At 42.7% G+C, this 22,530-nt stretch carries 27 protein-coding genes; 21 read left to right on the top strand and 6 right to left on the bottom strand.

Translation table 11 applies throughout. The features are described 5' to 3' along the window. Nucleotides 1-113 precede the first annotated feature (113 nt). The 9 genes from Q0K96_RS07240 to Q0K96_RS07280 all read left to right on the top strand — a co-directional run bounded on the left by Q0K96_RS07240 (nucleotide 114) and on the right by Q0K96_RS07280 (nucleotide 4,709). A complete protein-coding gene (locus Q0K96_RS07240; RefSeq protein ID WP_297333337.1) occupies nucleotides 114-398 on the top strand; it encodes a hypothetical protein in 285 nt (94 codons plus the stop codon). A gap of 2 nt (nucleotides 399-400) precedes the next feature. Then, the gene (locus Q0K96_RS07245) at nucleotides 401-643 is read left to right on the top strand and encodes a hypothetical protein (protein WP_297333338.1); all 243 of its coding nucleotides are present in this window, start codon (nucleotides 401-403) and stop codon (nucleotides 641-643) included. A 57-nt stretch (nucleotides 644-700) separates the two neighbouring features. Continuing rightward, nucleotides 701-979, top strand: coding sequence for a DUF3127 domain-containing protein (locus Q0K96_RS07250; protein WP_223054448.1), 279 nt, complete (start codon nucleotides 701-703; stop codon nucleotides 977-979). 18 nt (nucleotides 980-997) lie between these two features. Continuing rightward, complete coding sequence (locus tag Q0K96_RS07255) at nucleotides 998-1,318, top strand: hypothetical protein (RefSeq protein ID WP_297333339.1); 321 nt, start codon at nucleotides 998-1,000, stop codon at nucleotides 1,316-1,318. Nucleotides 1,319-1,377: 59 nt separating this feature from the next. Continuing rightward, nucleotides 1,378-1,626, top strand: a complete 249-nt coding sequence (locus Q0K96_RS07260; RefSeq protein WP_297333340.1) for a hypothetical protein — start codon at nucleotides 1,378-1,380, stop codon at nucleotides 1,624-1,626. A gap of 105 nt (nucleotides 1,627-1,731) precedes the next feature. After that, entirely contained in the window at nucleotides 1,732-2,346 is a 615-nt protein-coding gene (locus Q0K96_RS07265) for a Panacea domain-containing protein (RefSeq protein WP_297333341.1), read from the top strand. A gap of 2 nt (nucleotides 2,347-2,348) precedes the next feature. Further along, complete coding sequence (locus Q0K96_RS07270; protein ID WP_297333342.1) at nucleotides 2,349-2,819, top strand: hypothetical protein; 471 nt, start codon at nucleotides 2,349-2,351, stop codon at nucleotides 2,817-2,819. A gap of 23 nt (nucleotides 2,820-2,842) precedes the next feature. Further along, a complete protein-coding gene (locus Q0K96_RS07275) occupies nucleotides 2,843-3,400 on the top strand; it encodes a hypothetical protein (protein WP_297333343.1) in 558 nt (185 codons plus the stop codon). Next, complete coding sequence (locus Q0K96_RS07280) at nucleotides 3,381-4,709, top strand: phage terminase large subunit (protein WP_297333344.1); 1,329 nt, start codon at nucleotides 3,381-3,383, stop codon at nucleotides 4,707-4,709. Before Q0K96_RS07275 ends, Q0K96_RS07280 begins: the two co-directional genes overlap by 20 nt. A 3-nt stretch (nucleotides 4,710-4,712) precedes the next feature. On the opposite strand, the gene Q0K96_RS07285 is transcribed toward Q0K96_RS07280, so the two are convergent. Next, nucleotides 4,713-5,129, bottom strand: coding sequence for a hypothetical protein (locus Q0K96_RS07285; protein WP_297333345.1), 417 nt, complete (start codon nucleotides 5,127-5,129; stop codon nucleotides 4,713-4,715). An 85-nt stretch (nucleotides 5,130-5,214) separates the two neighbouring features. Here Q0K96_RS07285 and Q0K96_RS07290 point away from each other — a divergent pair, with 85 nt between their 5' ends. From Q0K96_RS07290 to Q0K96_RS07330, 9 genes are read left to right on the top strand one after another with little or no spacing between them, the layout of a single operon-like run. Then, a complete protein-coding gene (locus tag Q0K96_RS07290) occupies nucleotides 5,215-5,754 on the top strand; it encodes a hypothetical protein (protein WP_297333346.1) in 540 nt (179 codons plus the stop codon). Between the two features lie 55 nt (nucleotides 5,755-5,809). Further along, entirely contained in the window at nucleotides 5,810-6,256 is a 447-nt protein-coding gene (locus Q0K96_RS07295; protein WP_297333347.1) for a hypothetical protein, read from the top strand. After that, nucleotides 6,249-6,707 carry a hypothetical protein gene (locus Q0K96_RS07300; protein ID WP_297333348.1) on the top strand — a complete coding sequence of 153 codons (459 nt, stop codon included), beginning with the start codon at nucleotides 6,249-6,251 and terminating at the stop codon, nucleotides 6,705-6,707. Before Q0K96_RS07295 ends, Q0K96_RS07300 begins: the two co-directional genes overlap by 8 nt. Continuing rightward, complete coding sequence (locus tag Q0K96_RS07305) at nucleotides 6,704-7,849, top strand: hypothetical protein (protein WP_297333349.1); 1,146 nt, start codon at nucleotides 6,704-6,706, stop codon at nucleotides 7,847-7,849. Before Q0K96_RS07300 ends, Q0K96_RS07305 begins: the two co-directional genes overlap by 4 nt. A 57-nt stretch (nucleotides 7,850-7,906) precedes the next feature. Continuing rightward, the gene (locus tag Q0K96_RS07310; RefSeq protein ID WP_297333350.1) at nucleotides 7,907-10,150 is read left to right on the top strand and encodes a hypothetical protein; all 2,244 of its coding nucleotides are present in this window, start codon (nucleotides 7,907-7,909) and stop codon (nucleotides 10,148-10,150) included. Then, entirely contained in the window at nucleotides 10,147-10,437 is a 291-nt protein-coding gene (locus tag Q0K96_RS07315; protein ID WP_297333351.1) for a hypothetical protein, read from the top strand. The genes Q0K96_RS07310 and Q0K96_RS07315 overlap by 4 nt, the downstream gene beginning before the upstream one ends. 2 nt (nucleotides 10,438-10,439) lie before the next feature. Continuing rightward, entirely contained in the window at nucleotides 10,440-13,991 is a 3,552-nt protein-coding gene (locus Q0K96_RS07320; protein WP_297333352.1) for a phage tail tape measure protein, read from the top strand. A gap of 21 nt (nucleotides 13,992-14,012) precedes the next feature. Then, a complete protein-coding gene (locus Q0K96_RS07325; RefSeq protein WP_297333353.1) occupies nucleotides 14,013-14,252 on the top strand; it encodes a hypothetical protein in 240 nt (79 codons plus the stop codon). After that, on the top strand, nucleotides 14,252-14,497 hold the full coding sequence (locus tag Q0K96_RS07330; RefSeq protein WP_297333354.1) for a hypothetical protein: 246 nt from the start codon (nucleotides 14,252-14,254) through the stop codon (nucleotides 14,495-14,497). The genes Q0K96_RS07325 and Q0K96_RS07330 overlap by 1 nt, the downstream gene beginning before the upstream one ends. Here the strand turns inward: Q0K96_RS07330 and Q0K96_RS07335 are convergent, their stop codons facing one another. Then, a complete protein-coding gene (locus Q0K96_RS07335) occupies nucleotides 14,498-16,030 on the bottom strand; it encodes a cryptochrome/photolyase family protein (RefSeq protein ID WP_297333355.1) in 1,533 nt (510 codons plus the stop codon). It lies immediately after the preceding gene. Nucleotides 16,031-16,233: 203 nt separating this feature from the next. Here Q0K96_RS07335 and Q0K96_RS07340 point away from each other — a divergent pair, with 203 nt between their 5' ends. The 3 genes from Q0K96_RS07340 to Q0K96_RS07350 all read left to right on the top strand — a co-directional run bounded on the left by Q0K96_RS07340 (nucleotide 16,234) and on the right by Q0K96_RS07350 (nucleotide 18,589). Continuing rightward, nucleotides 16,234-17,526, top strand: a complete 1,293-nt coding sequence (locus Q0K96_RS07340; protein ID WP_297333356.1) for a DASH family cryptochrome — start codon at nucleotides 16,234-16,236, stop codon at nucleotides 17,524-17,526. A 3-nt stretch (nucleotides 17,527-17,529) separates the two neighbouring features. Further along, the gene (locus Q0K96_RS07345) at nucleotides 17,530-17,817 is read left to right on the top strand and encodes a TIGR03643 family protein (protein ID WP_297333357.1); all 288 of its coding nucleotides are present in this window, start codon (nucleotides 17,530-17,532) and stop codon (nucleotides 17,815-17,817) included. Between the two features lie 82 nt (nucleotides 17,818-17,899). Continuing rightward, complete coding sequence (locus tag Q0K96_RS07350) at nucleotides 17,900-18,589, top strand: SDR family oxidoreductase (protein WP_297333358.1); 690 nt, start codon at nucleotides 17,900-17,902, stop codon at nucleotides 18,587-18,589. A 40-nt stretch (nucleotides 18,590-18,629) separates the two neighbouring features. Here Q0K96_RS07350 and Q0K96_RS07355 read toward each other — a convergent pair whose 3' ends face one another. The 4 genes from Q0K96_RS07355 to Q0K96_RS07370 all read right to left on the bottom strand — a co-directional run. Next, nucleotides 18,630-18,947: a hypothetical protein gene (locus Q0K96_RS07355; RefSeq protein ID WP_297333359.1), complete on the bottom strand. Its 318-nt coding sequence runs from the start codon at nucleotides 18,945-18,947 to the stop codon at nucleotides 18,630-18,632. A gap of 159 nt (nucleotides 18,948-19,106) precedes the next feature. Next, on the bottom strand, nucleotides 19,107-19,670 hold the full coding sequence (locus Q0K96_RS07360; RefSeq protein ID WP_297333360.1) for a 5-formyltetrahydrofolate cyclo-ligase: 564 nt from the start codon (nucleotides 19,668-19,670) through the stop codon (nucleotides 19,107-19,109). Between the two features lie 5 nt (nucleotides 19,671-19,675). After that, the gene (locus Q0K96_RS07365; RefSeq protein ID WP_297333361.1) at nucleotides 19,676-21,883 is read right to left on the bottom strand and encodes a patatin-like phospholipase family protein; all 2,208 of its coding nucleotides are present in this window, start codon (nucleotides 21,881-21,883) and stop codon (nucleotides 19,676-19,678) included. Beyond that, nucleotides 21,883-22,530: helix-hairpin-helix domain-containing protein (locus Q0K96_RS07370; protein ID WP_297333362.1), on the bottom strand; the 648-nt coding region annotated here is incomplete at its 5' end. The genes Q0K96_RS07370 and Q0K96_RS07365, both read right to left, overlap by 1 nt.

Genomic DNA, 22,530 nt, shown 5'->3' on the forward strand with positions numbered 1-22,530 from the left:
TCATTACTCTGAGAAATTTAATCTTTAAAAATTTTGCAATGTGGAATATTACACTTAAATTTGTCCCATGATTTCAGCAAAGGTATAAATAAATGTGTAATAAGCAACAAATTATGAAAGAAATCTATATGTTTGAAGTTATAAAAAGATGTTATATCCATTTTTTGTGTACGCAAAACGTTGGAGATAGTGTTGAAAATACCACTTACATGCTTGCCAATAAAGAAATTATTAAACACAGCCTCCGGGATTTGTATCAAAAGCTTGATGCAATTAAAAGAAAAGAGGGACTGGTAAGCAACACGACGCCAAGCAGACGCAGGCAACACAGCGCTGATTTTGAAGCTAAAGCAATAATGTTATTTAATAAAGACTACAGGTTTACCATTACAGAATAAGTATGAAAAAGATTTTTGTACGGCTTAAACAGTTAGATGCCCGTATTGCCGAATGTGAGCAGGAAATGCAGGCAATTGATAAGCTGCCTTTTTACAGTTTGTTCAGTACAGAAGCGCAGCGCAGGAAGGATCTTGACAGCCTTGCAGGACTAAAAGCGGGCCTTTTGCAGCAAAAGCTGAAGGTGCTAAACCAGCTAAGCTGCCTTGCACGGCATGAAGCCAAGAACATAATAAACATTCTGTAAGGCGGGCCTGATTAAAAATCCAAGTATTCAATTAATAATTATTAAAAATTTACAATCATGAAAATCACAGGAAACATCGAAAGTATTGAGTACCGTAACACAGCCGGACACGAAAAGAAAGTAGTAACCCTGCTTCCTGGCTTCAGGCAAAAAGCCTTTGTTGAATTCCGCGGCAGGAAAATGGCCGACCTTGATCATTTAAAAGAGAACGACGAGATTTCTGTAACTGTAACGCTTGAAGGTAAAACTTCTAAAAACAGCGGCATACAATATAATAACCTTGTGGCACAGGATGTAGAGTTAGTTGCAGCAGCAGAGTACAACACTGCAATCTAAAACATCAGAATAATACAAATGCTTAATACTAAGATGGAAAACAAACAACATCAATATACTGTAAAAATACTCGGGCAGTTGCAGCAACTGTTTGAGGATGGGGGAGAACACACCATAGCTCCCGAAGAACTGAAGGATAACGCCAACGCAGCCGACTTCTTCCATGCGCTGGCTAACCTGGCACCTGCCGTGATATATAATAACCTGACAGGTAAAAAAGCAGGCTCGCTGGAGTTTAACCACATAGCCAACAGGCTGTGTTTCCAGAATGTTCATCTGCCGGGCAAAGGACAAGAGGAACAACCGGCAGGAGTTACAGAAAACGGACCAACTCAATAATTACTAATATGCCCTCTGCCGTTTTTAAGGGCAGGGGGCTCTTTAAACCAACTTTAAATATGCAATTCAAAATAAAAGGGATAGTTACCGCCATAGGCGATATAAAAACTACCAAAATGGGTACTGCGGTACAGCAACTGCATTTCGAGCAGGAGTCAGGAAGGATTATTTACCCCTCTGCACTGGGTACAAAAATAGAGCTGCTGGGCGACATATTGCCTGGCGATGTAGCCGAAATAGAATTTCATATAAGCGGCTCAAAAGGCACTTATAATAACGTTATTATAGATGATTTGGTGAGAGTGTAGAGAATTCTTACAATCATAATAGAGGTATTTGTTGTTAATAACTTTTAAAATGTTCATGAGTATATGCATTTTTTTTTATTTTTGCATGATTAAAGCCCATTAATTATGAATATTGACTTCTTAAATAATATATATAACAAGGGTTTTACTAAGTCTGAAATTGATAAAATTGGTAATTCCCTAATTTATATAACGCAAAAGTTAGGTGAGATTCCAAAAACGAAAGCTATTAAACTTCTCTATTTCTTAGAAGAAAAATCCATTAATGATTCAGGAATTCCATTTTTTGGTTTAGATTGGAAAGTCTGGAAACTTGGTCCTGTAGATCAAAATATTTATTATGAATTTTCAAATTCTCCTGAATTGCTTAGAGAATATATTTCAGTTACTTATAAGCCAGAGAATGTTTGCATCATTAATGGAATAAAGGAATTTAATGATGATGAATTTTCTGACTATGATTTAATGCTGCTTGATAAAGTTGTCAATTCATTAGGTAATAAGACTGCTTCTGAACTGAGTAATTTGACTCACAAGAAAGGTGGGCTTTGGGATAAGGTTGTCACAGAAAGAGGGCTTAGAGAGCTTTTTGATAATAACAAAGCAACTACTTCTGGCTATAGTATTGATTTCGCAGATTTGATCAAAGATGATGAAGTAAAGATTGAAATGTTTAATCATTATTTTGATTTGAAGAGTGTTGATAAAAAATACTGCTAGTAATGAAACTTGAAATTTCAGATTTATATTATATTCCTAATTTTCAGTTTAATAATGGATCAAATCGCGATAAGTACTTATTAGTTTTGAGTGAAGAAGGTAATAATAAGATTTTACTTTCTTTACCCACTTCAAAAGGTAGAGTACCAGACCATCTTGAGAATATGCAACGAGGATGTATTAATTGTGATAAGAGTTATTTTAATTGTTATCGCTTTCTTAATGGAGATGAAGTAACAGAAGGAACAACACCCTTTTGTTTTCCTTTAGATACATACGTTTATGGTGAATGGATACAGGATTGGGATTCACAAAGCTTAAAGCTTGATTACAGTATTGATGGTATTGATTTTGAATTTAAAGGAAAACTAAAAGGAGATCTTTTAAAAGATATTCTGAGATGTTTTATAAAATCTATTAAAGTTAAACGGAAATTCAAAAAAGTTTTTGAAAAAACTTTGCAAACCTTGTAGCAATATTTCCCAACACCAACTAAATGAAAAGCGCTAAAACAACCAAAAGCGCTGCCCTGCAAACCTTAAAGCAAAATGTAAACACTCCCCCCGTTCACGGCAACAGCCGGTATAATGAAGATTATCCGGTGCAGGCCTATAAACTGTGCCTGCTTGGCGCTACGAATGCTGAGCTTGCCGCCTTTTTTGGCGTATCAAAAAGCACAGTAATTGCCTGGAAAAAATCACACCCTGCATTTAACGATGCCCTTTTGCGCGGCAAAAAAATAGCCGACATGGAAGTGGCGCATTCGCTGTATCAGGCCACGCTCGACCGTATTGTTACCACCCGGCAGGCCATAAAATGCAAAGAAGTATATTATGACGAAAACGGCAAGCGGGTAGAAAAAGAGCGTATAGAGATAATCAATGTGGAGAAACACGTTCCGGCCGACTTCCGCAGCCAGCAGTTCTGGCTCAGGAGCCGCAACCCGAAAATGTGGAGCGGCAAGTATGACGATGACACCGAAGAGCCGCTAAAAGATATCAGGCTTAATTTGGGCTCAGGCCAAAACCCAGCAGATGATGAAACTTTTGGTTAAGCAGGAACACGCAATATGGTTTTTAAAAGACAATGTAACGGAGGAGGTGTTATATGGCGGGGCAGCCGGAGGGGGTAAAAGCGCCTTGGGGTGCCTGTGGCTGATGGAAATGTGCCAGAAATATCCGGGAACACGCTGGCTGATGGGGCGGAGTAAGCTCAAGAATCTGAAGGAAACCACCCTGAATACGTTTTTTGAGCTGGCAACGCAGCTAAAACTCTCAAAGCAATTTAGTTACCGGGCACAGGAGCATAGCATACGCTGGAACAACGGCAGCGAGATACTGCTGAAAGATCTTTTTCATTACCCAAGCGACCCAAACTTCGAGAGCCTCGGCTCACTGGAAATTACAGGTGCATTTATAGATGAGTGCAGCCAGGTGGCCTACCATGCATGGCAGATGGTTAAAAGCCGTATTCGCTACAAGCTGGCAGAATATAAGCTGATGCCCAAGATGCTGGGCAGTTGTAACCCTGCCAAAAACTGGGCCTATAAAGAGTTTTACAAGCCCTGGCGCGAGGGCACACTGCCGGATTACCGCAGGTTTGTGCAAAGCCTGCCTGCCGATAACCCCCACCTGCACCCAACCTACCTGCAGTCGTTACTGCGGCTTGATAAAAACAGTCGCGAACGCCTGTACTACGGTAACTGGGAGTATGATGATGACCCGGCAACGCTTATAGAACATGATGCCATAGCCGATTATTTTAATCCGCAGCACATTAAGGCAGAGGGCATGAAATACCTGACTATAGATGTTGCCCGCAAAGGCCGCGATAAAACGGTTTTCAGGGTATGGCACGGATGGGTATGCATTTACCGAGATGCCATAGCCAAATCAGGGCTTGATGCCGTAGTAGCCCGCGCCCGCGCCCTGCAAAAAAGGTTTAGCATTTCGTTGAGCAACACAATAGCGGATGAGGATGGTGTGGGCGGTGGTGTGGTCGATTTTTTAAAGTGTAAAGGCTTTATAAACAACTCGGTGCCGTTAGAGATTCGTGAGGGCGGTATTTATGTGAAACCAAACTTCGATAGCTTAAAAAGCCAGTGCAGCATTAAGATGGCAGAAATGATTGCCAGCCGCCTTACCGGTGAAAAGTGTGATGATGATGCGGTTCAGCAATGCGTTACGGAAGAGTTGGAGCAGGTAAAATTGCGCGATTTAGACAAAGAAGGCAGACAGGGCATATTACCCAAAGACAGGGTTAAGGAGCTTATAGGGCGAAGCCCCGACGAGTGGGACAGTATAATGATGCGGTACTGGTTTGCCCTGCGCAAAGATTACCGCACCAGGGTAAGGGTAGGCTAACGGTTAAAAGACGCCGATGCTGCTAAAGCTGATAGTGCCATTATCAGCAACTGTGGCAATCAGGTGGCGGTTGGTTTCCGTTTCCAGGAACTCATATTTGTTCTTAACCTTAAAATACACAATCCGGGGGTTTGTTACTTTACCGTTAGATGCTTTCTCAAAGTTCACATCAAAGTCAGCATTATATGAATAAACCATTTTACCGCAGGGCAGTTCTAAGCCCTCACACAGCAAATTGCGGTCATCGCCCTCACCGCTGTTATACAGGGCAACGCTAACATCGTTACGCTCACAAAGCCGGAAATGCTTCAAGAATTTTTCATGGGTAACAATGGCTTCAAGTTGCCGGCAGGTTTCAGGCACAGGTTTGCAGGCTGCCAGCAATAATAATAATAAGAGTGAGAAAATGAAGGCTTTCATGTGAGGCTAAATTATCGATATATAAGTATAACGCAGGTATCACTAAAATAGTAACTGCCATGGCAATATTTTCCAATCAGCTAAAATGAAAAACATCACGTTACAAAAATTTTCACGCCTTCAGGATCAGTATCATTATGATTGCATCTTGCAGCACCTTAATCCTGAAAACTGTTTTGCCAAACGGCAAATGCATATTAACGCTATGCCTTATGCAAATGTAAAGTACTGCATACGGCTTTTACCAAAAATAATAAACTGGCCGGGCGTTTATGAGTTGTTCGCTATTTGTTATGATGTCCCTGAAAAAGAATTCTGGAAAGCCCGCATAACAGAATATTATTCAGCGCGGCAATATCTTCTTAGCGAGTTAGAGCGTGTGGTAAAAACTGAAAACACCATATTTTTTTCGCAAAGCACCGACAGCCACCTCTGGAAAATGGCAGGGGCAGATAAGCTTAACCCGTACAGCGATACACTGCCGCTGGTACAGCTCGGCAAAATGCTGGGGCAGTACCCGTTCGATTTAGGGCGTAGGCCTTATGGCGAAATTTTCAGCCTGTTGGCACAAACCAAAGTACAGAACGAAGTAGAACAGGATTACAGGAAACTCCAGCTAAGCTGATTTCTCAATATCAATATTTCTATAAATCATCCCGGCTTTAATTAGCCATTAGTGTATGGATATAGTACGCATTCTACAAAACCTTGCCGAAAGTAACCAGTTAGAATACCACTACGGCAAAAAAGCCGCCCTCAATCTTTTAGACGGCAGCGCAGAAGCAGGCAAAATATACCTGCTGCATGAGTTTACCAATCGCAAAAGCGAATACAACAGCAGCGGCACCAAAATTATAGCAACAAACTATGAAGGTAAGTTTTTCCTTGTAAAGCAAAGCAGCCTTGATGAGCAATATTTCGCTGAAAGGAATGCATTGCTTCCCTGTAAGTATTCCCTCTCCATAGAGCCGCTACTCGATCTGTTTATAGCGCTTGGCAACGGGCTGGCCTGTACAGGTGCAGTAGTTACCCAGTGGGACAACATAGATGTTACCGATGCGCTCGATGCCAACATGGATGGCCTTTTGTGTTCTTATAAGGTTACTATACCGGGCAGCTATGACTGATGTTGCACAAATACTACAAGCCGAGTTTGAAAAACTAAAGGGCGAAATTGCGGCTCTATATGCAAAGAGCGCCAGTGCAGGTACAGGCAGTTGGGCACAATCTTTAGAGGTGCAGGTTACAGAGGGTAGTGTTACCCTTTTGGGTAGCGGTTACCTTGAGGGCAGGAAACCCGGCAAGCAGCCGCCCACAAAGGCGATAGAACAATGGCTGCAGGAGCGGGGCATTGCTGATTTGATTGCCGAAGAGCAATCGGTTAGTGGGCTTGCTTATGTTATTGCCCGGAAGATAGCCCGCGAGGGCTGGAAGCCTGATAAAAAAGGCACCGAACTGGCTGCTGAGGTATTAACCCCGCAACGCATACAGCAGGTAATAGACAGGGCAGGCGATACCCTAATCAGCCGGTTTACAAAAGATATAATTGATTTCTTAAAACAAATTGCAGCTAAATGATACAGTTCCTGCAACCCTTAGATACACAAAAGCTACGTATGGCTTTTAATAATGATATAATACTTTTTTACAGTAACAGTGCTATCCCTGCGTTGTCATGCCGCATATATGATACCCTGCAAAAAATAAATGTTACGCTTTACCCCAACCCGCAGGGACAGTTCTATTTTAATTTTAAGCCCTATGTTTCGGCGCTTATCAATACCCGTAATTTTAACGACACGCTCCAGACAAACATCATGGGCTATGAGCCTGACAGCTTTATCTATAACTTCAGCCAGGGCACTTTTACACAGCGCAATATCACATTCGAAGTATATTATGAAAATAACACTACCGAGAATGTTTCGTTTGTGCTGTCATGGCTGGCGGGTGTTCAGCAGCCCGGCAGCTTCCATAATTTCAGGATTAGCGATATGCTTATCCTGTCGCCGTTTGTAAAAGACTCTGCCAATAAGTACTATTTAAAGTACTGGAAGGGCTATCCTTTTGATATACCTTTTTACAGTAATGGTATTAACCTGAAGGTAAAAAACGAAACCAACCTGCTCAGTATGGATTTTAATACGCTGGGCTACGGTGAGCGGCTTGTAGTGTCAGACGGGCGCACCAACGTAACACTGGAAGATATACTACCGTTATCGGACGGGCATAACAACCTGGTGTTTATGAAAGGCAGTCATTCTACTATCAATGATAAATACCTGATACTTGAAAAATCGGCTCACACCCAAGGCGTATATCTAAAATGGCTCAATGCGATGGGTGGGTATAACTACTGGCTGTTCGAAAACACATACAGTATCGACAGGAGTACCAAACAACTGGGTGAAATCAATACCGATTTTAATAATATAGACAGCACTTTTGGCCGTACCGCCACGCTTGGCAAAGAAAGCCAGGATACTATAAAAGTGGTAGCAGAGTTGCTTAATGAAGATGAGCGCGCTATTGTTCAGGGAATTTTAGACAGCCCCAAGATATACCTGTTTACCGGCAGGCCCTATGCACAAAACGATTATAACGACTGGGTTGAGGTTACCCTTAAAACAGGTAATGCAAGGATAAAAAATGCAAGGCAGCCGTTAACCAACTTCACTTTTGATTTAGAGCTGCCGCAAAGGTACACCCAAACACTGTAGGGCATTGCTGCCATAGCTTAAAGGCTCTCTCGATATTTCTGTTCAACTACCACAATTTTGTCTTTACTGCTTTACATTAACGGCGAAAAGGCCGATACAGAACCCGGGCAGGTTATTGCCCAGACGCGACAGGTTAACGACCTAAACAGCCTGGAAGACCGCCAGGCAAGCTATACCAACAAGTTTAAGCTGCCCAAAACGGCAAACAACCTCCGTATCATGAACTTCCTTACCGTAACAGGAAATGATTCTGATATACCATACCGAAAAAATGATTGCAGCCTTTACAGCGAAAGCGGTGAGTGCTTTGTGTATAATGGCTGGGCGCAGATTACCGATTCGGGAGATGATTTTGATGTTGTTATATACGACGGTATTATTGACCTGTATAAAGCCATAGAAAATAAAAACCTTTCAGACCTTGACCTTTCCGAGTTGGAGCACCTGAAAAGTGTTTATGCCATAAGAGATTCATGGACACAAAACAAGCCTTACCGTTACATAGCCGCCGATTATAATGGCAGTACCGGCCAGCCTAATCATACAAATGTACTACTTGATGCCGACTATCTTATCCCATCGGTAAATATCGCATGGCTATGGGATAAGATATTCACTACCTATGGCATCACTTATGAAGGTGCTGTTTTTAATACAGAAGATTTTAAGAACCTCTGGATGACCTACCCCAAAGGGGTTTCGCCACAGGACACTGAAGAGGATGTTTTTGAAAATGATCCCGATGAAATGGGATATGAGACAAATGGAGCATATACAAGAACCTATTATGTAGGTTACAATGCATGGCAAACCAATAACCTGCAGTCGCTGGTACAAAACAGGCATTTAAAGGTAACTGAGGCCGGTTACTACAGGATAGAAGTTGCAGGTAAAATAACGGCTCAAAATTTTTATAACCAATTAAAACGTTTCAGGCTTTTCCTGGGTAAAAACAGTGCGTTCCTGTCTTCTCAGGCGGTTTTACCCTGGAGGATTATAGCCGATGGCCTGCAATCGGGCTCACCCTTCGAACTTAAAAGTGTTTTTCGCCTGGATGCGGGCGACAGTATCTGCCTTATGATTGGTAAAAGCGCTAACGAGGGCAGCACACATGGTTTTGCCGTTAGCGCTGTCCAGGACTTCAGTTTAAAACTGGTAAAAATTAATCAGGATGAGTATGATTTTGCTATCCCGTTTGCCAGTTTTTCGATACGCGACTTTCTTAAGGAGGTCATCCAGCGTTTTGCCCTGACATTATTTAAAGATAAATATTCGCAGAAATATACCTTCTACACGTTGCAGGAGCAGCTTAACGGTGGTAATGCGGTAGACTGGAGTAAAAAATTCTCAAAAAAGAAATCAGAAAAATATGTTTACGGCAGCTATGCAAAAACCAACTGGTACCGCTACAAGTATAATGCTGCGGATGAGGATTTTAACGATGGTGCTATTGAAGTAAACAACGAACTCCTTGCAGAAAGTAAGAATGTTTTTACCAGTAAGGTTTACAGCCCTGAGCGTATACGAACGCGGTACCTTTCTGCCATGCGCAATGTATATAAAATGTGGGAAAAGGAGCAGGAAGAAGTAACCGATGAAGAAACAGGGGAAACACAGCTTGTAACCAAATATAAATCGCTCAGCGGCAGGTATTATTTTTTAAGAGCCATGCGCCTTAACAAGCATGTAGCGCTGAAGTCAAGATTATTGCAAGATGAAATTACTTCAGCTTTTGTATATGCTGAAAGCTTCAGAAAACTTTCTTTTTCAGACATAATGCAAACGTATTACAAGCCCATTCATACCCTGCTGCAAAAAGCCCTTTTGGTTACGGCAGAACTGTACCTTACGGATGCCGATATTGCCAATTTTGATTTTAAGAAGCTGTATTATATAGAGCAGTTATCGGGCTATTTCATCATGAACAAGATAAACAACTACATACCCGGTAAGCCTGTAGCGTGCGAGCTTGTAAAAGTACACCTAAGCCCGCAGGACGTAGCTGTACCGCCACAAATAAAGATTGATAAAGTAATAGTAACAGGATATACTGCTGCTGTTTACTTCACTCTCAATATGGCTGGCGCATCCCTGGTACTTTTGGAGTATTCGCCAGCCAACCAGGATAACTGGCAGCAGGTAAACTCTGCGTCGCCTAACAGCCCTTCTGTATACTTCAGTGCTAACGGCAGCGGTAGCTATAAACTCAGGTTGCAGGTGTCGGAAGATTTTACAGGAGAAACGTACACCTCGCAGATAGTAAACATCACAATTCCATCAAACACTATCATTTATTTATGATGACATTACCCATTACACCCGATAGCCCGGTTATAAACTTCGGGCTCGGGCTTACCTCGGTAACCCTGCAGGCAGGCACTCCTGTAACGGTGTGGCAGCACACGCTATATAATACGGGAGCTTTCAACTTCGTGTTGTCAGCTCCGGGCACTATACAGCAAATCAGCCCTTATGAATATACCGTTACCTGCAACGTGGCGGGCACCTACAGCCTGTCGTTATCAATAGTGCCTTCAGATAAAAGAAACAGCCTTGTAAGCAATAGTTTAACCCTAACAGTAGAATAGCAATGGCAGATGAAAAAATAGTTTTGGCAAAACTTGACCTTGATACAAAAGGGCTTGTAAAAGCAACAAAAGAAACAATCGATATTTTACACAAGCTGGAAAAGCAGCTTAATGCGCTTAAAAAAGCAGGGGCAGCCGCATCTTCCGAATACAAAAACCTGGAGAGCCAGTTCAGGGTATTTCTTAAAGTACTCAACCAGCAGGAGCAGGCATTAAGTGCTATTAATGAAAATAGCAAGGAACTGAACAAGTCGCAAAAGAAACTAACGGAAATGGCATCTAAAAACGCTAAAGCCCACCAGGAACTATCAGATGAGCTCTCCGGAATGGCAAAGAACGCCAAAAAAGCGGCTGACAGGATTCAAGATGTCAGTACCAGTGCCGATGCAGCCACAGGAAAGATAAATAAATTATCAGACAGCCTTGATGGGCTTTCAGGCAATCTAAATGATTCAAAAGACGATCTCAAGGATTTTAAGGATGTACTGGCTACCGTAAATGATAAATTAGGAAAATTAAATAAGCTTACAGGGGAAGCCGATAAGGAAACAGCTAAGCACGGCAAAACATTTAATGACTACAAGAAGCAGCTTACTGATGCTTTTGATGATATAAACGTTTTTAATGGCGGCATGGGCAATTTTATCACAAAAGCGCAGGAGGCGGGTGGGGTTGGCCCCTTGGTAAAAAGTTCATTTAACGGCATGGCACAGGGCTTAATGGGAATGACCCGCAGTGCTATGGCGTTTATAGCCACACCGATTGGCGCTGCCATAACCGCGCTTGTAGGCATAAGCGAGGGGATTAAAGCCCTTTGGGACTACAACAGCGGGCTTACCGAAATGAACAAGCAGCTAAAAGAACTCGGTGTAAGCAAGGAAGAAATATCAGGTGTACGGTCGGAGATAGAAGCTACGGCAGAAACATACGGCAAAGATTTTAATGACATAGCCCAGAAAGCTAAAACCCTTTCTGATTCTTTCGGCATATCAATGAGCGAAGCCAATGGGGTGATTGCACAGGGGCTCGCAACGGGCAACGAGCAGTTTATAGACAGTATTGCACAACTTAGCCCGGCATTTACAGAGGCGGGTTATTCGGCACAGGAACTTGTTAATGTAGTAAACACAGGGTATGACCTGGGGGTTTATACAGAGCAGTTGCCCGAAGCCCTTGCCACAGCAGGCACTGCATTGCAGAGGCAGAGTCAAGAAATGCGCAATGCGCTTACCGATGCTTTTGGCGCTACTTTTTCTAACGATTTGCTTAGTAAAGTGAAAACGGGAGAAATCTCGGTTAAAACTGCCCTGCAGAATATTGCCGATAAAAGCAAAACCAGCGGATTGTCGCAACAGCAAAGCCTTAACCTTACCACGCAGTTATTTGGAAAAATGGGTGCGGAGGCAGGCTCAGCAGGCAAGTTGTTAGATTCTTTAGGGACAACATCTAAAAAAGCGCTGAGTAGTTCTGCACAGGCAAGTGACGACTTACGCAAAGCAAACGAAAAGCTTAACAAGGCACAGGCAGACCTGTTTGAAATTGACGGGCTGGGCACTGTATGGACAAAAATTAAAACCGCCGCGCTCGATGCACTGGGCTCATTACTCGAATACCTTGCAGATATTAAAAACAACCTGCAACCGGTAATCGATTTGATAGGTGTAATTTTTGTACAGGTATGGAACAACCTGAAAACTACAGTTAGTCTGTTTTTCAGCTTTTTCAGTTCCGGGTTTAAGATTATCAGCAATACGGTAGGTACTATTGTAAAGGTGGTTACCAAATTACTTAAAGGCGACTTTATGGGGGCTTTTGATGCTGTTAGAGATGGTGTTACCAATATGGTAAATACCATAAAAGATACTTTTAACAGCATGAAGAACACCGTAATAGAATTTCTTGAAAGCATACTGGAAACAGCCTCGCCTGTTCTCAGGGCACTTGGTGTGGATGTTGACCGTGTGAAGGGAAAGCTGGAAAGCTGGAAATCTAAAAAAGTCGTGATTGAAACAGAAATAAAAACCACTCAGACCGGGCCTGCCAAACCAAAAGAAGGCAAGGGTGAAGGTGAGGGCGCTGCTGCAACAGGTACCGGCGGCGGGGGTGGCACAACAGGTGATGGAAATGTTATTGTTACCAATAATGAAGCGGCAATAGCATCAGCGAAAAAGCGTGCCGCTTTTGATAAAGCGCAGGCTGCCGAAAGACAGAAGCTACTGGATGAGAGCATCCAAAAGCAGAATGAGTACACAGCATCTTATATAGCCGCATCGGGAGAGAAATCTAAAATGCTTGAAGCGGAAATAAGTAAAATAGAACAGGTTAAAAATACAGCTATTGCTGCTGCACAGGCAGAGTTTAAAGCTTCGGGTAAAAAAGCTGCCGACCTGCAAAAGCTGGACAGCGCTGTTGCCGAGGCAAAGAAAAACTTTATGGCTTCTCAGGCGGCATTTGTTTCAGAGCATGCGTTGCAGGAGCTTAATGATTATATTAATGCCAACACGGTAAAACATGAAAACGACATATTCTTCTCTAAAGAAAAATTTAATGCAGAGGTAGCCAGCCTTGATGCCATAGCGCAAAAGCGCAGGGATTATGAAGCTGTGCGCCTACAGGAAGGCGTTATAAGCCAGCAGCAGTATAATGAAGCTATTACTGCCATAGATAATGAGAACCGCGTTGCCAAAGAAGGGCTGCAAACAGAACAGAAAGAAGCAGAAGATAAAAAGAAAGCCATTGACGAAGAGAACAGGCGCCTTGCCAATACAGAGAATACCGATTATAACCTAAAAGCCCAACTGGATGAGCTGGCTATAAGAAAACAGCAGGAGGTTGATGCAGCAAAGGCAACAGGAGCCGACCTAAACCTCATTGATGAAAAGTACGCAAAAGAGGAAAAAGACATCCGCAAAGAGGTAATGGATAATAAGCTGCAACTAGCATCTACCACGCTTAGCAGTCTTTCATCTATAATGGGTAAAGAAAGTGCGGCAGGCAGAGCAATGGCCATTGCCCAGGCCACCATAGATACCTACAAAAGTGCGGTTGCAGCTTATAGCTCTATGTCGGTTATACCTGTAGTTGGGCCGGGGCTGGGTATCGCTGCAGCAGCAGCAGCAGTAGCATCGGGCTTACAAACCGTGAGAAAAATTGCCAGTACAAAAAAACCGGAAACACCAAAAGCCGAAAAAGGCGCCCTTTTTAATATAGGGGGCAAACGCCACAGCGAAGGGGGCACGTTGTTTACCGGGGCTGACGGTACGCAGTTTGAAGCTGAAAAGGGCGAGCTTATAGGGGTAATGAACCGAAATGCGGCACAGCATTTCATGGCATTCAATAACGCGTTTCCGGCTGGTGGGGGTACGGCGCCCAACTATTTTGCCAATGGGGGTATAGTGTCGCGCTCTATTGCGCAGCCCGGTTTGGATACGGACGAACTCGCCACCAAAATAGCCGATGCCAACAGCAGGATGCCTGCCCCTGTAGTGGCGGTTCAGGATATAGTTACTGAGAGTAACAGTTATGTAAGGATAAGGCAGGATGCCGATTTTTGAACTATATCTTCAAATAATATAATGCTGAAAGAAATTTTATCGGGATGGAAAAATTATCTTGATAAAAGCGAGGTAACGGAGGTTATTGCTAAGGAGCGTGCCGCTGTATGTGCCGCCTGCCCAAGCCTGCGGAATGGCAAGTTACTCGCCTTTATTAAAGATGACCTTACAGAGGTAGAGGGGGCTTATTGCAGCAAATGCGGCTGCCCCCTTAGCGCCAAGGTGCGCAGTAATGATATTTGCCCTGAAAGTAAATGGTAATGAACCGTTATGAAACAATATTAAACCTGGGAGAAACCTTTATGAAGCTGATGGGCAAAGGTCTTATGCCGGTGCATATACTGGACTGGAAGGTGTACTATGAGGCTTACCTTAAAGAAATGGAATACCAGCAAAAGCACTTTAAAAAAACCCGTAAAACACACGCGGCAGGCTGTGCCGCCGAGCAATATGGTATAACGGAGCGTACCATGTTTAATGTTATAGCATTTATGGAAGGCAATTAACTAAAAATCGTCAGGGGCATTTATTATTTTATCTGCCCGTTTTAATATAAGTTCTATTTCTTCGGGTTTAATTTTATCAAGCTGCTTGTACATAAACGCCATTCTCGGGTTTTGTTCAAGCAGCTTTTTTTGGGTGTATAAAAAGTTCCAGTACAGGCTGTTAAAGGGGCAGCTTTTTTCTTCTGTCCGGGTCTTGGCATTATAAAAGCAACTGCCGCAGTAGTTACTCATATTGTTAATATAATTGGCACTCGAAATGTAGGGCTTGGTAGCAACGGTACCGGCATCGGCAAACTGGCTCATGCCCCTTGTGTTAGGCAGTTGCACCCATTCTACCGCATCAATATATACACCCAGGTACCATTCATCTACTTCATCAGGGCTGGCCTGTATCAGTAATGCAAAATTGCCTAAAACCATAAGTCGCTGTATATGGTGGGCATAGGCAGTATCCAGCGAGTTATTCACGCTGTGCTTAAGGCAATTCATTTTTGTTTGTCCTGTCCAGTAAAAATCAGGCAGTTTGTTTTTGTTGCCAAAGTAGTTTTCTTTTTTGTAACGGGGCATGTGCATCCAGTATATGCCGCGCATATACTCGCGCCACCCGATTATCTGCCGTATGAAGCCTTCTGCTTCAGAAATATTTATGGCATCTTTATGTTTGTGGTAGTAGTTATGCACGGTAGCTACCACATCGCGTGGCGAAATGATCTTGGCATTTATGGCAAACGATAGCTGTGAGTGGAATAATGTTGTTTCTTCAGTATGCATGGCATCCTGGTAGTCACCGAAATGCAGCAGCAGTTTTTCGCAGAAAAACTTAAGCAGCTCTAAAGCCTCCTTCCGTGTAAGCGGCTGGTTGATAAAACCGTTTCCTGCACGGCCCATTGTTTTTACACTTTGCTTTTCCAGCAAGGAAATAATATCTTTAACATCATGATTAAAATCGGGTTTTTCAGGTACTGTATCCTTGTCATTCCATTTGTTGCGATTGGTTGCATCATAATTCCATTTTCCTCCTTCAGGATTTTTACCTTCCATCAATATGTCATGCTTTTTACGCATATACCGGTAAAAATTTTCCATCAGCAATTGCTTCTTACCTTTAAAAAAATCCTCAAGCTCGGTGCGTGTTGTATAAAAATGTTCTGTGTCAAAAGCCTCACTTTTAATGCTTAAACCCTTGCAGAATGCTTTTAGTTGTTCGTCGAGCCTGTATTCATCCGGGAGCTGGTACTCAAACTTTTCTACAGTAAGTGAACCGATAAGGTTAGTAAGGTTATCTGTTAACTTTTGTTTATTTTCTTTAGCGTCAAGCCGGTAGTAAATAACCTTGTGCCCGTTGGTTTCAAGCTGTTTTGCAAAGCTTCTCATGGCAGCAAAGAAGGCAGCAGCTTTTAGTATATGGTGGTAGGTGTAATCTGTTTCCTGTCGCATTTCGAACATGCAATACATTACGGAATCTTCTGTATTCCTTAGCCATGAGTGCTTTATGTTGAGCTGGTCGCCAAGTATAAGCCGCAGGGTTTTCATATTGCAAAGTATATTATCGTTATCTATCAAATATAATCTTTAGGCTCTTAAAAATCAGGCTTATTATTACTTTTTTAAGAAGAAATAACTGATTAAACAATCAATAAATATCTTTAAATTAGTTTTGCAAAGGCGTTTTTTGCTTTACCTTTGTAATGCATTTTTATTTAGAATACTTTTAAATAAAACAAAAATCTCTCAAAATGCCTGTTTCCATTGTTTGGTTTAAAACCGATTTACGGCTTCATGATAACGAGGCGCTGGTGCGGGCCATTCAGCAAAGCAGCAGTGTGGTTCCTGTTTTTTGTATAGATGAAAGCCAGTTTGGCACAACAAAGTTTGGATTTCAAAAAACGGGCAGTTATCGCGCACAGTTTCTTTTAGAATCGCTTGCCGACCTTGATGCGCAATTGCGGCAATACCAAAGCGGGCTTGTAGTGGTAAAAGGTATTCCCGAAGAAGAGCTGCCACGCCTTGCCCGCCTGTATAATGCCAAGAAAGTATATGCCAAAAAAGAGGTTACCACAGATGAGAAAAAGCAGGAAGAAAGGGTAGCGGCAGCATTATGGAAACAAGGCTGTGTGGTAGAAACATTCAGTACCAGTACCCTTTACCATGCAGAAGACCTTCCGTTTCCGCTTAAGGGAATCCCCGATGTGTTTACAACATTCCGTAAAAAAATAGAAAAAGAAGCAGGCATACGCCCTGTCTTTAAAAAGCCGGAGCATATACCAAGCCCTGTTATAGCGCCTTTAGAGCTGCCTACATTACAGGATCTTGGCCTTGAGCCGGCAGTTGCTGACGCACGTGGCGTGTTGCCGTTTAAAGGAGGTGAAACAGCAGGGCTTAAAAGGCTCAATTATTATATTTTTGAACAGCAGGGCATTGCCACATATAAAGATACCCGCAACGGTATGGTAGGGGCCGATTATTCGTCTAAATTTTCGCCCTGGCTGGCTATGGGCTGCCTTTCTCCGCGCGAGGTGTACCATGAGGTTAAAAAATATGAAGAAAAGTTTGGCGCCAACAAAAGCACCTACTGGATGATATTTGAACTTTTGTGGCGCGATTACTTCCGGTTTATGATGAAGAAGCATCGCCAACGCCTGTTCCTGAAAGGCGGCATTAAAAACAAGCCTGTTGGTGGCGGCTGCAGCCCGGATGTAATACAAAAATGGATTGATGGCGAAACGGGGCAGGACTTTATTGACGCCAACATGCGCGAATTAAAGCTTACCGGTTATATGAGTAACAGGGGCAGGCAGAATGTGGCAAGCTATTTTTGCCATGACTTGGGCCAGGATTGGCGTTATGGCGCTGCCTACTTTGAAGAAATGCTTATTGATTATGACCCATCCAGCAACTGGGGTAACTGGGCTTATATAGCAGGAGTGGGTAACGATCCGCGCGAAGAACGCCAGTTTAATCCGCAAAAGCAGGCATCTGATTATGATGCTGATAAGAGTTTCAGGAACCTTTGGCTAAACAACATATAAACTATGGCAAATACTGAAAGAGACTTTACGATAGCAGAAATTGACCGCATAATTGAAATGGCCTGGGAAGACCGTACCCCTTTTGATGCTATTGAGTACCAGTTCGGGCTTACCGAAGATAAAGTAAAGGCACTTATGAAGCGCGAACTAAAGCCATCGAGCTACAGGCTTTGGCGCACACGTGTAGAAAACTGCAAAACCAAACATGCCAAAAAGCGAAGCGAAGAGATTGGCCGTTTTAAATGCAGCAGGCAGCGCAACATAACCGGTAACAAAATAAGTAAAAGGTAATCCGGTTATTATTAATTTAGCTTTTGTTGAAGGTTCATCACCATTTGCTTTAACTAAATTTGTAGTATAAACCTTTAAAGCTATGGCTACATTTTTATTTGCAGGCGCATCATCTGCAATGGCTGTGCAAACCGCGCAACTATTAAAAGAGCAGGGACACAGGGTAATAGGCCTTTCTACCAAAAATGATAATGGAAAATATGACGGATGGCACAAAGCAGAGGGTTATTCTTTTGGAAGTTTCCCTGCCATTGATGAGGTTATAGACGGCGTTGTTTACTTTCCCGGGACTATTAACCTGAAACCGTTTAATCGCATCAGCAAGCAGGATTTTGAAAATGACTATGCCGTTAGTGCATTAGGTGCTGCCGCATTTGTACAGGCTTACCTGCCCAACCTCAAAAAAAGCGAAGCAGCATCTGTAGTATTTATAAGCACCGTAGCTGTTCAAACCGGAATGCCTTTTCACGCATCTGTAAGCATGGCAAAAGGTGCACTGGAAGGGCTTACGCGTTCGCTTGCCGCTGAGTTTGCTCCAAAAATACGCGTTAATTGTATAGCACCTTCTTTAACCGATACACCGCTTGCCGAGAAGTTACTGGGTTCTCCTGAAAAGGCTGAGGCAGCTAAGAACAGGAATCCGTTAAAAATAGTAGGTAACCCTGCAGATATAGCAAATGCTGCTGCATTCCTGCTTACCGATACTTCGCGCTGGATTACAGGTCAGGTGCTTGCCGTAGATGGCGGTATGAATAAATTAAGGCTGCTTTAATAAGCAGCCTTAATTTATTTTGAAGATAATCCGGGGGACACTATTCAGAAACAGCTTCTGTATTTTCAACTTCAGTACTTGTTTCTTCTTCTGTAAGTTCTTCCGTTTCAGCAAATATTTCAAGGTCAGCCTCGTTTATAAAACGCAGGTTTTTATAGCTTACCTCTAATAGCTTACCGGTTTGTGTGTCTTCTACTAACCCGAAAAACTGTTCTTTACCCTTGCCATTGGTTGTTGTGCCCCAGGCATGGAACAGGCCAATCTTCTTTTTGGTTTTAGAAGTAGTTTTCTTCGTTTTCTTTGATTTGCTTTTTTCGGTAACGGTGTACTCTACAAGCCTTAAGTCTTCTTTAATCATGATGCTTTATTTTGTATTAACAATAAGTTAACGCAAAATTAACACAGCTAAAGATAATTTGTTGTGTTTCAATGTTAAGTTTTTGCCTACACCTTAAAACTTAACATTAGAAGGGCTATATTGCTGGAAATCAACTGTTATTGGATTGATGATAAGCTATTAAAACTGATAGGTTTTATCAGGTGTTACACATATAGAAAGCGGAATATCAGTAGGATTGTTTGGTATAGTTTTTTGTTCGGCTTCAAAAAAGCTCAACCCGACTTTAAGCACATCTTTGCGGCATTGCGATAAAAAACGATCATAAAACCCTTTGCCATAGCCGGCCCGGTTGCCATAAATATCAAAGGCAAGCATGGGTACAAAAACCACATCAAGCATTTGTGGCGGTACCTCGAGCCCGTTTGCAGGCTCGGGTATTCCATATTGATTTTTTACAAGCCGGGTATTATCGGTAAGGAGGTAGTGCTTCATAGAATAATCACTAAATTCAGATTTAGATACCACTATTTCCTTGTCTTTACCCGAAAGTATGTGCAGTAATAGATCAGTATGTACCTCTTTCTGTTCTTCAATCGTCAGGAAAACATGGTAATAGGTTTTATCCCATATAGGCAGCTTTAGCAAATTGTTGGCTATGGCAAGGCTTTTTTCCTCAACATCTTCTAATGTAAGTGCCTGCCTCATGCTCCTGTATTTTTGCCTTAACTCTTTTTTATCCATAACTATTAAAACCAGAAACCTACACTAAACCAGGTATTGTGCATGTTTGTCTCGGGCGACCAGCTGTGCTTTATTTCAATAGGGCCAATAATGGTTTCCATACCATATCCTATGGCATAGCCGCTATACTGGGGGATAGACAATATCTCGCCTTCCTCAAAAAGATTTTCGCCAATGTTGGCAAAATTGGCGCTTACATTAATATGGTTTTTTCGCACAAACTCCCAGTCGAGCGTTCCCATTGCCTTTAAGTAGCTATTGCCGGATATACTTAGAAAATCGTAGCCGTAAAAATGGCGGAAGTTGTTAATCATATAATAGCCGTAGCCACCAAGCACAAAATCGAAAAAGTTCACGGTTTCTTCGCTTATGGTAAGCCCTGTTTCAGCCTGAAACTCAAAAGTCACATTGCGGCGCAGCCTCTTGGCCGTACCCATTTCGGCCTTAATTATACTGAACGGCGTAAACATACCTGTATAGTCAGTAGATGACAAATACCATTTAGCCTCTCCTGCAAAAAACCAGCCTTCGTCAGGAAAATAGCGGTTGTCATAAGAGTCGAACTTAAGGTAGCTGTAGGCAGAGAAATAGTCGCTGTTATCAAAAACATTAAACCCGTTATCGGTTATCGTTTCTGATTTTATTTTGAGGTGCTTAAGCTCAAGCCCGCCGCCAAGCATAAATTTTTGCGCAAATATGGTTTGTATGTATGCCTGCTGGGTATGGTCGGTAAAATCTACATTAACAGAGCTAATGCCTAATTGCTCGGCAAACTCACCTGTAGTAATATCAGCGTCAAGGTTGCGGTTAAAACTATTGAGCACTGAACGAAGCCCGTAGCTGATGTGAAACCCGTTATCGATATAATAGTTAAACATATAACGGAAGTTATCGCCCAATATCACATCAAGCGATGCCACATCGTTTCTTTTCAGCAGCTTTTTCTGGGTAAGGTTTACCAGCACACCGCTTTTGTATAGCCCGTCATAATGCAACCCGAATTTAATGTAGCGGTTAATAGGGTTTTCGTTAAGCTTCAGGCTTAGTATATCGCCATCGGCCCCTTCATCAAAACAGTATGAAATGCTGTTAAAGTTTTGCGTGGCGTTAAGGTTGCTTATGCCCTGTGTAAACTTATCATAAGGTATTTTTTTACCCGGCTTAAAATTAAGTTTGCCTATCACATAGCTTTTTGTGTAGTTTTTAAGCCCTGTAATATTAAATTTTTCTACCAGAATCGAATCTGTTGCGGGTACAGGCTTTCGCTCTGCAGGGCTTCCTGTGCCCAATGCTTTAAGGCTTTCAAAAATCATGCGTGCCGATTCTTCACCTTCGTCTATTATCTGCTGTCCCTCATCAAAAGATATTACACTGTAAGCAGAAATATCAGGTTTTATATAAATATCGGTAGCCTTCCGCTTTTCCTCCATTTTTTTAATCATCTGGTAGTTATTAATCTGTACCAGTACGCCGGTGGCGCCTTTAATCTGGGTACGGTCTTTAAGCCCGTCCTGCACATCTACCCCGATAATGATATCTGCGCCCATTTTGCGTACTTCCTCTATTGGGTAGTTATTGGTAACCCCGCCGTCTATAAGCAGCCTGCCGTCAATTTCTACCGGGTAATATAAAGAAGGAAAAGCCCCGCTGGCCAGTATAGCATCGGGCAGTACACCGTTTCGCAGCACAACCTCTTCGCCTGTTTCTATATCAGTAGCAATGCACACAAAAGGTGTTGGCAGGCAGTCGAAATCGCGAATATGCCTTACGTGGTCGGTAAGGCGGTTAATGGTGGTATAGTTGTAAAGCCCTTTTGATATTGCCGTAGGGAAACCCAGTTTAAAATTCTTAAAAGGCAGTGTAATGGCATAAAGTTCATCATTACGCTTTTCGAAAAAGTTTTTGCTGCCTCTGGGGGTATAATCCTGTATCAGTGCATCGGCATCAAGCGATTTAAAAATGGAGTCGAGTTCCTTTGCAGAATAGCCCGCGGCATACAGCCCGCCTACTATGGCACCCATACTGGTACCCCCAATATAATCTACTTTTATGCCGGCATCTTCCAGAACTTTTAGTACTCCTATATGGGCAAGCCCTTTTGCACCGCCCCCGCTTAATACCAGTCCTATTTTTGGCCTGTCGGCATCCTGTTCCTGTGCGGAAACACTGCAAAAAAACAGCAGGCAAACTAACAGGAGGGTAGGGGTTTTCATCAGTTGGGCAATGTTTTATAGTATTCTGTTATTTTTTTGGCTTTTGCCGGGCCAATCACTTTTGCAATATCTTCTTCGCCGGCTTCCTTTAAACGCTTAACCGACTTAAATTGTTTCAGCAGCGTTATCATTGTTTTTTCGCCTATGCCGGGAATGCTCTCTACCGATGTTTGCAATGCACCCTTGCTGCGCTTGTTGCGGTGGTGTGTAATGCCAAAGCGGTGTGCCTCGTTTCGCAATTGCTGTATCACCTTCAGCGTTTCCGACTTTTTGTCGAGGTACAACGGCACAGGGTCTTCAGGGTAAAAGAGTTCTTCCAGCCTTTTTGCGATGCCTAATATAGTGATTTTACCGCGCAAACCCAATGTTTCTAAGCTCTTTAATGCCGAACTTAACTGGCCCTTGCCACCATCTATAATAATCAGTTGCGGCAAGGGTTCATTTTCATCAAGCAGCCTGCGGTAACGGCGGAAAACCACTTCTTCCATACTGGCAAAGTCGTTGGGGCCTTCCACGGTTTTTATATTAAAATGGCGATAGTCTTTCTTGCTGGGCTTTCCGTCTTTAAACACCACACAGGCACTAACGGGGTTGGTGCCCTGTATGTTACTGTTGTCAAAACACTCTATATGGCGGGGCTCTTCGGG

It is taken from the genome of Flavobacterium sp., assembly GCF_024305175.1.
Classification (GTDB): Bacteria; Bacteroidota; Bacteroidia; order Flavobacteriales; family Flavobacteriaceae; genus Flavobacterium.